This window comes from Enterobacter sp. BNK-34, assembly GCF_048684445.1.
GTDB classification, from domain to species: domain Bacteria; phylum Pseudomonadota; class Gammaproteobacteria; order Enterobacterales; family Enterobacteriaceae; genus Enterobacter; species Enterobacter pseudoroggenkampii.
This window is the reverse complement of sequence record NZ_JBLQUA010000001.1, coordinates 2,768,891-2,782,780: the sequence shown is the minus strand read 5'-3', so window position 1 is coordinate 2,782,780 and position 13,890 is coordinate 2,768,891. Positions and strand designations below refer to the sequence as shown.

The 13,890-nt window shown below is 57.3% G+C and carries 9 protein-coding genes; 5 read left to right on the top strand and 4 right to left on the bottom strand.

Annotation, left to right across the window (positions count from 1 at the left end; translation table 11 throughout):
* Positions 1–106: 106 nt before the first annotated feature.
* Positions 107–3,787: a DNA translocase FtsK 4TM domain-containing protein gene (locus ACMGG5_RS13540; protein WP_420277986.1), complete on the bottom strand. Its 3,681-nt coding sequence runs from the start codon at positions 3,785–3,787 to the stop codon at positions 107–109.
* A gap of 135 nt (positions 3,788–3,922) precedes the next feature.
* Positions 3,923–4,417: a leucine-responsive transcriptional regulator Lrp gene (gene lrp, locus ACMGG5_RS13535; protein ID WP_000228469.1), complete on the bottom strand. Its 495-nt coding sequence runs from the start codon at positions 4,415–4,417 to the stop codon at positions 3,923–3,925.
* 545 nt (positions 4,418–4,962) lie between these two features.
* Here lrp and trxB point away from each other — a divergent pair.
* From trxB to infA, 5 genes are all read left to right on the top strand, one after another.
* Complete coding sequence (trxB, locus tag ACMGG5_RS13530) at positions 4,963–5,931, top strand: thioredoxin-disulfide reductase (protein WP_024907808.1); 969 nt, start codon at positions 4,963–4,965, stop codon at positions 5,929–5,931.
* 114 nt (positions 5,932–6,045) lie between these two features.
* On the top strand, positions 6,046–7,812 hold the full coding sequence (gene cydD, locus ACMGG5_RS13525; protein WP_420277985.1) for a heme ABC transporter permease/ATP-binding protein CydD: 1,767 nt from the start codon (positions 6,046–6,048) through the stop codon (positions 7,810–7,812).
* A complete protein-coding gene (cydC, locus tag ACMGG5_RS13520; RefSeq protein ID WP_090417546.1) occupies positions 7,812–9,533 on the top strand; it encodes a heme ABC transporter ATP-binding protein/permease CydC in 1,722 nt (573 codons plus the stop codon). The genes cydD and cydC overlap by 1 nt, the downstream gene beginning before the upstream one ends.
* 45 nt (positions 9,534–9,578) lie before the next feature.
* Complete coding sequence (aat, locus tag ACMGG5_RS13515; protein ID WP_420277984.1) at positions 9,579–10,283, top strand: leucyl/phenylalanyl-tRNA--protein transferase; 705 nt, start codon at positions 9,579–9,581, stop codon at positions 10,281–10,283.
* Between the two features lie 284 nt (positions 10,284–10,567).
* Positions 10,568–10,786 carry a translation initiation factor IF-1 gene (gene infA / locus ACMGG5_RS13510; protein ID WP_002211347.1) on the top strand — a complete coding sequence of 73 codons (219 nt, stop codon included), beginning with the start codon at positions 10,568–10,570 and terminating at the stop codon, positions 10,784–10,786.
* Between the two features lie 71 nt (positions 10,787–10,857).
* Here the strand turns inward: infA and ACMGG5_RS13505 are convergent, their stop codons facing one another.
* Both ACMGG5_RS13505 and clpA read right to left on the bottom strand, forming a co-directional pair.
* Positions 10,858–11,307: a hypothetical protein gene (locus ACMGG5_RS13505; RefSeq protein ID WP_248163754.1), complete on the bottom strand. Its 450-nt coding sequence runs from the start codon at positions 11,305–11,307 to the stop codon at positions 10,858–10,860.
* Positions 11,308–11,606: 299 nt separating this feature from the next.
* Positions 11,607–13,886 carry an ATP-dependent Clp protease ATP-binding subunit ClpA gene (clpA, locus tag ACMGG5_RS13500; RefSeq protein ID WP_023335109.1) on the bottom strand — a complete coding sequence of 760 codons (2,280 nt, stop codon included), beginning with the start codon at positions 13,884–13,886 and terminating at the stop codon, positions 11,607–11,609.
* Positions 13,887–13,890 lie beyond the last annotated feature (4 nt).

Sequence of the window (13,890 nt, the reverse complement as noted above, 5' to 3'; positions counted from 1 at the left end):
TCCCGATATGGGGTTTCCGTCTTCTATTCTGGACCTGCCCGAAGGCAGGCGACAGAAGAAAATGCTTAATTTTGGCTGATTTACCCTTCTTTGCAATCGCTGAAGGTTAATCAAACGGCGGCGGTGCCAGCACCTCGCGGTTACCGTTATGCCCCTGCTCGCTCACAATGCCCTGCGCTTCCATCTGCTCGATGATACGCGCCGCGCGGTTATAGCCGATGCGGAACTGACGCTGCACCCCAGAGATGGACGCTTTGCGTTTTTCGGTAACGAAGCTAACCGCCTGATCGAATAACGGATCCAGCTCTTCGCCGCCGTCGAAGCCACCGCCACCGCCTTCGCTTTCCGTATCGCTGGTAATGCCGTCAACATATTGTGGACGACCGCGCGCTTTCCAGTCCTGCACGACGGCGTGAACTTCCTCATCGCGGACGAACGCACCGTGGACACGCACCGGAGAGGTGGAGTTCGGGCCGGAATAGAGCATGTCACCCATACCCAGCAGCGACTCTGCGCCGCCCTGGTCAAGAATGGTACGGGAGTCAATTTTACTTGATACGGTAAAGGCGATACGCGTCGGAATGTTCGCTTTGATAAGGCCGGTAATAACGTCCACAGAAGGACGCTGGGTCGCCAGGACAAGGTGAATACCGGCCGCACGCGCTTTCTGCGCCAGACGGGCAATCAACTCTTCCACTTTCTTACCGACGGTCATCATCAGGTCAGCGAATTCATCGACCAGCACGACGATATAAGGCAGTTTTTCCAGCACCGGATGCTGGGCATCCATGCTGTCACCCGGTTTCCAGTAAGGATCCGGAATCGGACGTCCCATGCGCACCGCCTGGGCGATTTTCTCGTTATAACCGGCCAGGTTACGCACGCCCAGCGCAGACATCAGCTTGTAGCGGCGTTCCATCTCATTGACGCTCCAGCGCAGGGCGTTGGCGGCGTCCTTCATGTCGGTCACAACTTCGGTCAGCAGATGCGGGATGCCTTCGTAGACCGACAGTTCGAGCATTTTCGGGTCGATCATGATGAATCGCACATCTTCCGGCTGCGCTTTATACAGCATGCTGAGGATCATGGCGTTCACACCGACAGACTTACCGGAACCGGTAGTACCCGCGACCAGCAGGTGAGGCATTTTCGCGAGATCCGCCACCACCGGATCGCCCGCGATATCTTTGCCAAGCACCACGGTCAGCGGGGATGGGTTATCGCGGAATTTGGTGTTATCCAGCACTTCACGCAGGTAGACGGTCTGACGTTTCTTGTTCGGCAGCTCAAGGCCAACGTAAGGCTTGCCCGGGATCACTTCCACCACACGTACCGCCACGGTCGACAGAGAACGCGCCAGGTCGCGGGACAGGTTGGAAATGCGCGCGGCTTTAACGCCTGGCGCCAGGTTCAGTTCAAAACGGGTGATAACAGGACCCGGTGAGTAGTTCACCACGTCCGCCTTGATGCGGAAGTCAGCCAGACGGGCTTCGACCAGACGCGCCATTTGTTCGAGCGCGAAGGTATCGACCGGTTCCACTTCTGACGGCGGCGGTGTTAACAGATCCAGAGACGGCAGCGGCGTGCTTGGACGCTGCAGCGGACGGCTGTCACCGTTACGCATCAGCAGCGGGTGAATCAGGCTCTCCTGCGGCTGAGGCGCAGGCTGCTGGAACTGCGGCGGCTGTGGTGCCTGCTGCGGTTGAGCATACGGCTGCTGAACTGGTTGTTGAGGCTGCGCGTAGGTCTGTGGTGCTGGCTGCTGGCGCAGAGGCGCTGCTTCCGGCATCACGCTCGGGGTAAATAAAGGCTCGCTCGGGCCATCATCCACCAGATCCTTCATCGGCGAAAATTCAAAATCAGACAGCGAGAACGGGTTTGCACCCGCCGGTTGCTCACCGGAATAGCGCTGCTGCTGGGTGGCGGCAAACTGGCGCGCCAGTTCTGCTTCTGCCGCGTCCTCTTCATCTTCCAGCACCGGTTCATCGTGCTGGTATTCTTCACCGTAGCGCTGATTCTGCTGCGCAGCGAACTGGCGGGCCAGCTCGTCCTGCTGCATTTCATCGGCGTCATCTTCGTAGTCAGGCTCGCGCGCTTTCTCTTCAGCCATACGCTGGGAAGGCAGCTTGATACCATAAGAGGCAAGCTCTCGGCGGGTTGGAACGCGAACGCGGTTAGGGCGAGGCAGTTGCGGACCAATCCCCTCCTTCACCTGAGGACGTGGCGCGCCCCCTGTTGCCAGACTAAAGACAGGTGCAGCCGCCGCGGTAGCCTGCTTCACGCTTTCCGCTACGGGTGCGACTGCAGGCGTCGGGTCGATCGGTGGAACGGAAACAGAAGGCGCTTTCGTCACCGGCTCCTGCACCGGTTCAGGCACCGGCTGGTACCAGGCCGCCAGCTGCTCGCGTTCACGCGCACGTCGCTCTTCGACTTCTTCGAAATAGTACAGCGGTGGACGGGCGGGCTTCACCTCTTCCACGATTTCAGGTTCAGGCTGCGGCTCAACATAAGGCTGCACAGGTTCAACCGGTTCAGGCACATACTCCTGATAAGGTTGGGCCACCGGCTGTTCATCGTGCGGGTAATTTTGCGGTTCATACGCAGGCTGCGGCGGCTGATAAGGCTGCTGCCACTGCTCCTGCTGAACAGGGACGTAGCTTTCAGGTTCAGGCGCGATAACGGGCTCCGGCGTGTGAACACCGGGCGCAGTCTGCCAGTCAACCTGCGGCTGCTGAATAACGGATTCCGGCGGCGAAACCGGCGCGGATGGCATCACAGCGTCGACCGGCGCGGCATACGCCTGCGCAGCGGTCGTCGCGGCTGCTGCTGCCGCAACCGGCTCGGTAACCGAGTGGCCATTTAACAGCGGATCGTATTCGTCGAAGTCACCCGGCATGGCCCGGCTGCCGGAGAAGAGCACATCGTCAGGATCGACGGCGACACCCGCCGCGCGATACGCCACCTGCTCGTCTTCATCCATGCGTTTACCGGAGAAGAGCGCCGCATCGGTTTTACGGCCAAGCGGGTTGGCAAATTTCTCAGCAACACGCTGACGACGCGCCAGCGCGCCGCGCAGAATACGCGCACGACGAGACTCGCGACGCTGCACAGGCGCGTCATCTTCCTCTTCCTCTTCGTACTCGTCTTCATCAACCCACGTATCGTCACGACGGGTACGGTTGCTGGCGAAGGTCAGAATAGTGAGGATAAAACTGCCGATTTTCTCGGCAATGCTCACCCAGGACCAGCCGGTAAACAATGTCAGCCCGGCCGCCCAGATGCAGAGCAATGCGAGCGTGCCGCCGCTGCTGTGCAGCATCGGCTGTAGCGCAGAGCTCAACAAACTGCCGATCACCCCGCCAGAGGCGAAGTACCAGATATCATCCGCATTAATCGCTGCCAGCCCGCACGAGGTGAGGATCAGCGCCAGCGCGCCAATCAGGCGCAGCGACACGGCGAAATAGTCGATGTAATCATCGTTCTGACGATGACGCCACGCAAACCAGCATCCGCCAATGATAATGACGGGAAGGGTATAGGCCATCACACCGAAAATGAAAAACAGCGTGTCCGCAAGCCAGGCACCGGGGACACCGCCTAAATTATGGATAGGCTCATGCCATGCAGTTTGTGACCAGCTGGGATCCGAGGGGTTGAAACTGAGTAAGGCTGCCATCAGCCAGACGGCAAAAAGGGCAATAACAATCAGCAAAGCCTCGAGGAGACGACGTCCGCTACTTAGCTTCGATAGTGTGACTTCTTTGTCTTCAGTGTATTCCTGGCTCAAGAAAGGCTCTCCAGGTATCAGGCATATCCTGCCTGTTTGCTAAAACGGACAACAGTGCCGGGACTCCCCGGCACTGTTGCTGTATGGATTAACAGGAGTGTAATCAAACTACGCTGATTTTGCACCTGTTCCGTGTTAGCGCGTCTTAATAACCAGACGATTGCTCTGTTTGACCTCTTCCATCACCACATAGGTACGGGTGTCGTTCACGCCTGGCAGACGCAGCAGGGTTTCACCCAGCAGCTTACGGTAGGCGGACATATCAGGCACACGGGTTTTCAACAGGTAGTCGAAATCACCGGATACCAGGTGACACTCTTGAATTTCTTCAAGTTTCTGTACAGCGGCGTTAAATTGCTCAAACACATCCGGCGCACCACGATTCAGAGTAATCTCAACAAATACCAGAAGTGAGGCATCCAGATAATGCGGGTTCAGCAGAGCAGTATAGCCCTGAATGAAACCCTGTCTTTCCAGTCGGCGCACACGCTCAAGACACGGCGTCGGGGAAAGTCCCACACGTTTTGAAAGCTCGACGTTGGAAATACGCCCATCCTTTTGCAATTCATTAAGAATGTTACGATCGATACGGTCGAGATCTTTGCCAGGGCGCTTCTTGCTATCTACCATTATTATTGTCTCTCTGTATTCCTTCCCTACTCCTGCCTGGACCCTGTGCACATCACTGTTCAGAGCCTGTACCCGTTAGTCATCACATCGCCTGATTATGTATTAGACGCGATGCGGATTCGGGTTCTGTTGGTAAGAAGACCGTTGCCCGAAGGCAGTCACCGACATCACGTATGGCGTCTGTCCACGCCATGCGTAGATTTCACTGACCCGGTAAAAATGGCATTTACGTGCATGCCTATGCGGCATACGGTTAACACGGTTTTTTCTTCTTCCTTGAATGTTTTCGCAAAAGCGCAGGGGATTGTCAAAGCAAAACATCGTTTTTTAGTACAACATGCCGGATATTCATTGCGGCAGGGTATTAATCCTCATTTTATTGCCTTACAAACGACCGGTTTTCAGGAGAAAGCGTGATGTTATCGCGCGCTATTCATCGTCCGTGGCTATTACACAGATTGATATCAAAATTGCTGCGCTCTTTTTTTACGACAACAAATTCCCTACAATCCAGCCAAATGTCTGCCAACAACAATGGGGATCTCATGGGCACGGCCAAACACAGTAAGCTGCTAATCCTTGGTTCTGGACCTGCGGGATATACCGCGGCGGTCTATGCTGCACGCGCTAACCTGCACCCGGTACTCATCACCGGCATGGAAAAAGGCGGTCAGCTGACCACCACCACCGAAGTGGAAAACTGGCCAGGGGACCCGAACGACCTGACCGGGCCGCTGCTGATGGAGCGTATGCACGAGCATGCTGCTAAATTCGAAACCGAAATTTTGTTCGATCACATCAATAAGGTCGATCTGCAGAACCGTCCGTTCCGCCTGACGGGCGACAGCGGCGAATACACCTGTGACGCGCTGATCATCGCCACCGGCGCCTCTGCCCGTTACCTCGGTCTGCCATCCGAAGAAGCGTTCAAAGGCCGCGGCGTTTCTGCCTGCGCAACCTGCGACGGTTTCTTCTACCGCAATCAGAAAGTCGCGGTCATCGGCGGCGGCAACACCGCCGTGGAAGAAGCGCTTTACCTGGCGAACATTGCCTCTGAGGTGCATCTGATCCACCGTCGCGACACCTTCCGCGCGGAGAAGATCCTGATCAAGCGCCTGATGGATAAAGTGGCAAGCGGCAACATCGTGCTGCACACCAACCGTACCCTGGAAGAGGTGACGGGCGACCAGATGGGCGTTGCCGGTCTGCGTATCCGTGATACCCAGAACACCGATAACGTCGAAACGCTGGAAGTGGCGGGTCTGTTTGTGGCGATCGGTCACAGCCCGAACACCGCGATCTTCGACGGTCAGCTGGAGCTGGAAAATGGCTACATCAAAGTGCAGTCCGGCATTCACGGTAACGCGACCCAGACCAGCATCCCGGGCGTGTTCGCGGCCGGCGACGTGATGGACCATATTTACCGTCAGGCGATCACCTCTGCGGGCACCGGCTGTATGGCCGCGCTGGACGCTGAACGCTACCTCGATGGACTGGCTGAACAAGGTAAATAATCTTTACAAGTCAGTAACAAACGTAAATAAAGGCGGCGATAAGTCGCCTTTATTGTCTCCCCGTTGTAACATTGCGCTGCCCAATTTCTAATAACGTCACCTGCAAAGTACGCAATGGAAAAAACCCGTCAACAAGAGTTAACACGCTGGCTGAAACAGCAAAGCGTTATTTCCCGCCGCTGGCTTACGATTTCCCGTCTCCTGGGATTCGTTAGCGGCCTGTTGATTGTTGCCCAGGCATGGCTGCTGGCCCGCATTCTTAATCACATGATCATGGAGAACATTCCACGCGAAGCGCTCCTGCTGCCCTTTATTGTCCTGATCCTGATTTTTATCCTGCGCGCCTGGGTGGTGTGGCTGCGTGAGCGGGTCGGTTTTCACGCCGGACAGCACATCCGCTACGAGATCCGCCGTCAGGTGCTCGACAGGCTTCAGGAAGCCGGGCCCGCGTGGATCCAGGGTAAACCAGCCGGTAGCTGGGCGACGCTGATCCTTGAGCAGATTGACGATATGCACGACTACTATGCGCGCTATCTGCCGCAGATGGCCCTTGCCGTCTTCGTTCCGCTGCTGATCGTGATCGCCATCTTCCCGGTGAACTGGATGGCTGCGCTGATTCTGATGGGCACCGCCCCGCTGATCCCGCTGTTTATGGCGCTGGTCGGCATGGGGGCAGCGGATGCCAACCGCCGTAACTTCCTGGCACTGGGTCGCCTGAGCGGCCATTTCCTCGATCGTCTGCGCGGCATGGAGACGTTACGCATTTTTGGCCGCGGTGAAGCGGAAACCGAAAACATTCGCCAGGCGTCACAGGACTTCCGTCAGCGCACCATGGAAGTGTTACGCCTCGCCTTCTTGTCTTCCGGCGTACTGGAATTCTTTACCTCTCTGTCGATTGCCCTCGTGGCGGTCTACTTCGGTTTCTCCTACCTCGGCGCGCTGGATTTCGGCCATTACGGCACGGCGGTGACCCTTTCTGCCGGGTTCCTGGCGCTGATCCTGGCCCCGGAGTTTTTCCAGCCGCTTCGCGATCTGGGGACCTTCTATCACGCCAAAGCCCAGGCGGTTGGCGCAGCCGATAGCCTGAAAACGTTCCTGGAAACGCCGCTGGCACACCCGGAGCGCGGTGACGTGACGCTGAATGCTAAAGAGCCCGTGAACATCGAAGCGCAGGACTTTTCCATTCTGTCACCCGAAGGCAAAGTGCTTGCGGGTCCGCTGAACTTTACCTTACCTGCCGGACAACGCGTGGTGCTCGTCGGCACCAGCGGTTCCGGGAAAAGTTCTCTGCTGAATGCGCTATCCGGATTTATGGCCTATACGGGTTCACTGCGGATCAACAGAACCGAACTGCGTAACCTCGATCCTGACGCCTGGCGTAAACAGCTCAGCTGGGTGGGCCAAAACCCGCAGCTTCCCGCCGCTACGCTGCGTGAAAACGTCCTGCTGGCGCGCCCGGATGCGCGTGAAGATGAACTGCAATCGGTTCTCGACCGCGCCTGGGTCAGCGAGTTTCTGCCGCTGCTCCCGCAAGGGGTAGATACCGTGGTCGGTGACCAGTCCGCCGGGCTGTCGGTCGGACAGGCGCAGCGTGTGGCCGTTGCCCGCGCGTTGTTGAATCCTTGCCAGCTGATGCTGCTGGATGAACCCGCCGCCAGCCTGGATGCCCACAGCGAGCAGCGCGTAATGGAAGCCCTGAACGCCGCCTCCCGGCAGCAAACCACCCTGATGGTCACCCATCAGCTGGAAGGCATTGCCGACTGGGACCAGATCTGGGTCATGGAGAACGGCCGTATTGTTGAGCAAGGCGAATACGCCTCTCTCGTTGCCGCGCAGGGACCGTTTGCCGCCCTGCTGGCGAACCGTCAGGAGGACATCTGATGCGTGCTCTGCTGCCTTATCTTGCGCTCTATAAACGCCACAAATGGATGCTGACGCTGGGGATTGTGCTGGCCATTGTCACGCTGCTCGCCAGCATCGGACTGCTCACGCTTTCCGGCTGGTTCCTGTCGGCCTCGGCCGTCGCGGGGTTCGCCGGATTATACAGCTTCAACTACATGCTTCCGGCTGCCGGGGTTCGCGGTACCGCCATCACCCGTACTGCCGGACGCTATTTCGAACGGCTGGTCAGCCACGACGCCACTTTCCGCGTGCTGCAGCACCTGCGCATCTACACTTTCAGCAAGCTGCTGCCCCTCTCCCCTGCCGGGCTGGCGCGTTTTCGTCAGGGTGAGCTACTCAACCGTGTCGTTGCGGATGTCGACACGCTGGATCACCTGTACCTGCGCGTGATCTCCCCGATCGTGGGCGCATTTGTGGTGATTGTGGTTGTCACGCTGGGGCTGTCTGTTCTGGATGTTCCCGTGGCGCTGACGCTGGGCGGGATCATGCTGCTGACGCTCATCATTCTGCCACCGCTGTTTTACCGCGCCGGGAAATCCACCGGAGAAAACCTGACGCGTCTGCGCGGAGACTACCGCCAGCAGCTAACCTCCTGGCTTCAGGGGCAGGCAGAGCTGACCATTTTTGGTGCCAGCAAGCGCTACCGCGCCCGGATGGAAAGTACGGAGCTGAACTGGCATGAGGCCCAGCGCCGCCAGTCGGAGCTGACGGCCTTCTCTCAGGCGCTGATGATGCTGATCGGCGGCGTGGCGGTGATAGCCATGCTGTGGCTGGCCTCCGGCGATGTCGGGGGGAATTCACAGCCGGGTCCTCTTATTGCCCTTTTCGTCTTCTGCGCGCTGGCGGCGTTTGAAGCGCTGGCCCCGGTGACGGGCGCCTTCCAGCATCTGGGTCAGGTCATCGCCTCTGCCCTGCGCATCACCCAGATTGCGGAGCAGGAGCCTGAAGTTACGTTCAGTGCCGGGCAAACCGCTGTTCCAGAGCAGGTTGCGCTGACGCTTGAAGATGTCACCTTCGCCTACGACAAACAGGCGCAGAACGCGCTGGACAGTATCAACCTTTCTGTTAAGGCAGGACAGCGGATTGCGATCCTCGGCCGTACCGGCTGCGGTAAATCGACACTGCTGCAGTTGCTGACCCGCGCCTGGGATCCGCAGCGCGGTCATATTCGTTTTAATAATACGTTGCTGACTGATTTCAGCGAGCAGGCCCTGCGCAAGGCCGTGAGCGTCGTTCCGCAGCGCGTGCATCTGTTTAGCGCCACGCTGCGCGATAACCTGCTGCTGGCCGCGCCAGAGGCCTCTGATGATGCGCTTTGCACCATGCTGGAGCAGGTCGGACTGCAAAAGCTGCTTGAGGACGAGGGATTGAACAGCTGGCTGGGCGAAGGCGGCCGCCAGCTCTCCGGCGGTGAGCTGCGCCGTCTGGCCATTGCGCGCGCGCTGCTGCACGATGCGCCGCTGATGCTGCTCGACGAGCCCACCGAAGGGCTGGATGCCACAACCGAGAGCCAAATCCTTGATTTACTGGCGAATGTCATGACCGGCAAAACCGTGCTGATGGTCACGCACCGCCTGCGCGGACTGGCGAGCTTTGATCGGATAATTGTGATGGACAACGGACACATTATTGAGCAAGGTAGTCACGCAGAGCTGTTGGCGAAACAGGGTCGCTACTACCAGTTTAAACAGCGTCTGTAGACTATATTTGTAGCGTCCTCACTCGCGTACTGGAGTTTTGCTGTCATGCGCCTGGTCCAGCTTTCTCGTCATAACATCGCGTTCCCTTCTCCGGAAGGGGCGCTGCGTGAGCCCAACGGGCTGCTGGCCCTCGGTGGTGACCTCAGTCCCGCTCGACTATTAATGGCGTACCAGCGCGGAATATTCCCCTGGTTTTCCCCCGGCGATCCGATTTTATGGTGGTCTCCCGATCCGCGTGCCGTGCTGTGGCCAGGGCAGTTTCACGTGAGCCGCAGCATGAAGCGTTTCCATGCGAAATCACCTTACCGCGTTACCCTCAACCACGCCTTTGGTCAGGTCATTGAAGGCTGTGCTGAAGACCGTTATGAAGGGACATGGATAACCCGCGATATTATTACCGCCTACCACCAGCTCCATGAGCTTGGCTACGCCCACTCCATCGAGGTGTGGGAAGACGGAGCACTCGTTGGCGGCATGTACGGCGTGGCGCAGGGGACGCTGTTCTGCGGTGAGTCGATGTTCTCTCGTGCTGTTAACGCCTCGAAAACTGCACTGCTGGTCTTCTGCGAGGCGTTTGCCCAGCGCGGCGGACGCCTGATCGATTGTCAGGTGCTCAACGAGCACACGGCCTCCCTGGGTGCTGTTGAAATTCCGCGACGCCAGTACATCGAACAGCTGGATGCCAGCCGTCAGGAGAAGCTCCCGCGCGACTTCTGGATACCGAGAACGCTCTTTATGCCCAATGCCTAAATGTTTTCCGCATATTTTTTGTGAGGGTGTTATAATTACGCCGCAGAGTAGCTTCTGCCTGTTGCCCCGCCGCCGTTTGGGACCCTCGCTTCAGATAACGTCCTGACGTTTATCCTGTCGTCTCCCCTTTACGAATGCGCTTCCTGTTCGGTTGTACCGTGACGCTTGGGCAATGCGCCGAAACTGTTTTGCTGCGTTTTAATCGCGCAATTCTTTACTTAATTGATGAATTTCGGCATTATCTTGCCGGTTCAAAACTTGGTAGTGATACCCCAGAGGATTAGATGGCCAAAGAAGACAATATTGAAATGCAGGGTACCGTACTTGATACGTTACCTAATACCATGTTTCGCGTAGAGCTGGAAAACGGTCACGTGGTAACTGCGCACATCTCCGGTAAAATGCGCAAAAACTACATCCGCATTTTGACGGGCGACAAAGTGACTGTTGAACTGACCCCGTACGACCTGAGCAAAGGCCGCATTGTCTTCCGTAGTCGCTAATTGTTTTCGCCTGTAATGGCAGATGAATATTTAAAAGGTCGGGATTATCCCGGCCTTTTTTATTTATGGCTTTAGTGTTGCTGCGTCGGAAGATGTATTGTCATCCATGGTTGTACAGGAGCGATTAAATCTCCTGCCATAGAATGCGCCATGTCGTGAAGTAATCCCGTAAGATGCGGCAGCATATCGCGGTCAAAATGCGACACCAGCAGCACGTGGTTTAACGCCCGGCAGTAGTCACATTTCGTTTCTGTATCTTCCAGCAGCCACTCTTTTTGTCGCGGCTGTGCCGCTTCTTCCTCAAATTCCAGTATCTGAAAATCACGCATGGATTCCGTGAGGCCGGTTTTCACCTCTTCCAGATAAGCCCCCAGGCAACGGCATACGGGCTGCGTTTGAGGGAATGATTTGCAGTCGAGGAGGATTTCGGTGAGCAGTTTGCAGCGCTCGGCGAGGGTGGGGAGATCGGGGTTGAGGGAGAGTTCGGTGTAAAGTTGGGCGAAATTATTAATATCAGTCATATGTGATCCTTTATGCACGTAAGATTGTTTGTGCACACTTTCAGGACGCCAATCCCGGCACCTGATTTTGCAGGTGCGACACTATTTTATTACTGTATATTTACCCAGCAACTAACTTCGAAAGAAACTGGAAAGCGCCTCGCAAAATTCCTCTGCGGCCTGTTGCCCTCACCCCAACCCTCTCCCACAGGGAGAGGGAGAAAACACTAAAAACGACAACACTGTTGTCGTTTTGCTTTTACCTTGGCAGACATAAAAAAACCGGGCTATTGCCCGGTTTTTAAGACCTACGTTACAACTCAGTGAGCCGCTTCCGGCTTGTGCTTCGCCGCACTCTGGAAATCGTACGTCAGTTCGTTCTTCGCCTGGTCCAGCGCCACGGTCACCTGGCCGCCGTCCACCAGCGAGCCAAACAGCAGCTCGTTCGCCAGCGGTTTCTTCAGGTTGTCCTGAATCACGCGCGCCATCGGACGGGCACCCATCGCACGGTCGTAGCCTTTCTCGGCCAGCCAGTTGCGGGCCTCCTGGCTCACTTCCAGCGACACGCCTTTCTGATCCAGCTGAACCTGCAGCTCGACGATGAACTTGTCCACTACCTGATGGATCACGTCGGTAGACAGGTGATCGAACCAGATAATGTTGTCCAGACGGTTACGGAACTCCGGCGTGAAGATCTTCTTGATCTCCTCCATCGCATCGGTGCTGTTATCCTGGTGGATCAGGCCGATGGATTTACGCTCGGTTTCACGCACCCCGGCGTTGGTGGTCATCACCAGCACCACGTTGCGGAAGTCCGCCTTGCGCCCGTTGTTGTCGGTCAGCGTCCCGTTGTCCATCACCTGCAGCAGGATGTTGAACACGTCCGGGTGCGCCTTCTCGATTTCATCGAGCAGCAGGACCGCGTGCGGATGCTTGATCACCGCGTCGGTGAGCAGACCGCCCTGGTCAAAGCCCACGTAGCCCGGAGGCGCACCAATCAAACGGCTGACGGTGTGACGCTCCATATACTCGGACATATCAAAGCGCAGCAGCTCAATGCCCAGCGCTTTGGAGAGCTGAACCGTCACCTCGGTTTTCCCCACGCCAGTCGGGCCAGCGAACAGGAAGGAACCGACAGGCTTGTGGTCATGCCCCAGTCCGGCACGGGCCATCTTGATCGCTTCGGTTAAGGCCTCGATGGCTTTATCCTGACCAAAGACCAGCATTTTCAGGCGATTGCCGAGGGTGCGCAGCGTGTCGCGGTCGCTCTGAGAGACGCTCTTCTCAGGGATACGCGCGATGCGGGCCACCACGGACTCAATATCCGCCACGTTAACGGTTTTCTTACGCTTGCTGGCCGGCATCAGACGCGCACGCGCCCCCGCCTCGTCAATCACGTCAATCGCCTTATCCGGCAGATGACGGTCGTTGATGTATTTCACCGCCAGCTCCACCGCCGCACGGACCGCTTTCGCGGTGTAACGCACGTCGTGGTGCGCTTCGTACTTCGGCTTCAGGCCGTTGATGATCTGCACCGTTTCCTCGACGGACGGTTCGGTCACGTCGATTTTCTGGAAGCGGCGCGCCAGCGCACGGTCTTTCTCAAAGATGTTGCTGAACTCCTGGTAGGTCGTGGAGCCAATCACGCGGATCTTGCCGCTGGAGAGCAGCGGTTTGATCAGGTTAGCCGCATCCACCTGGCCACCGGAGGCCGCACCCGCGCCGATGATGGTGTGGATCTCATCGATAAACAGGATGCTGTTGGTGTCCTGCTCCAGCTGTTTTAACAGCGCTTTGAAGCGTTTTTCAAAATCACCGCGGTATTTGGTGCCCGCCAGCAGCGAGCCGATATCCAGCGAGTAGATGGTGCAGTCGGCAATCACTTCCGGCACGTCGCCCTGCACAATGCGCCAGGCAAGACCTTCGGCAATCGCGGTTTTACCCACGCCTGATTCCCCCACCAGCAGCGGGTTGTTCTTGCGGCGACGGCACAGCACCTGGATCGCGCGCTCCAGCTCTTTATCGCGACCAATCAGCGGGTCGATACCGCCAACGCGAGCAAGCTGGTTAAGGTTGGTGGTGAAGTTTTCCATACGATCCTCCCCGCCTGCTTGCTCTTCATTGTTATTGACCTGATTGCTGGAATCCGATGCCTGGTTAGGCTCGTCTTTGCGCGTTCCGTGAGAAATAAAGTTAACCACATCGAGGCGGCTGACTTCATGTTTGCGCAGCAGGTAGGCAGCCTGTGACTCCTGCTCGCTGAAGATGGCGACTAAGACGTTTGCGCCAGTCACTTCGCTACGTCCGGAAGACTGGACGTGGAATACCGCGCGCTGCAGCACGCGCTGGAAGCTGAGCGTCGGCTGCGTGTCGCGCTCTTCTTCACTGGCTGGCAGCACCGGTGTGGTTTGTTCGATGAAGGCTTCGAGTTCCTGACGTAGCGCCACCAGATCCACGGAGCAGGCTTCCAGCGCTTCGCGGGCAGATGGGTTGCTAAGCAGTGCGAGCAGTAAATGCTCGACGGTCATAAACTCATGTCGGTGCTCACGCGCTCTGGCGAAAGCCATGTTTAAACTGAGTTCCAGTTCTTGATTGAGCATAGGC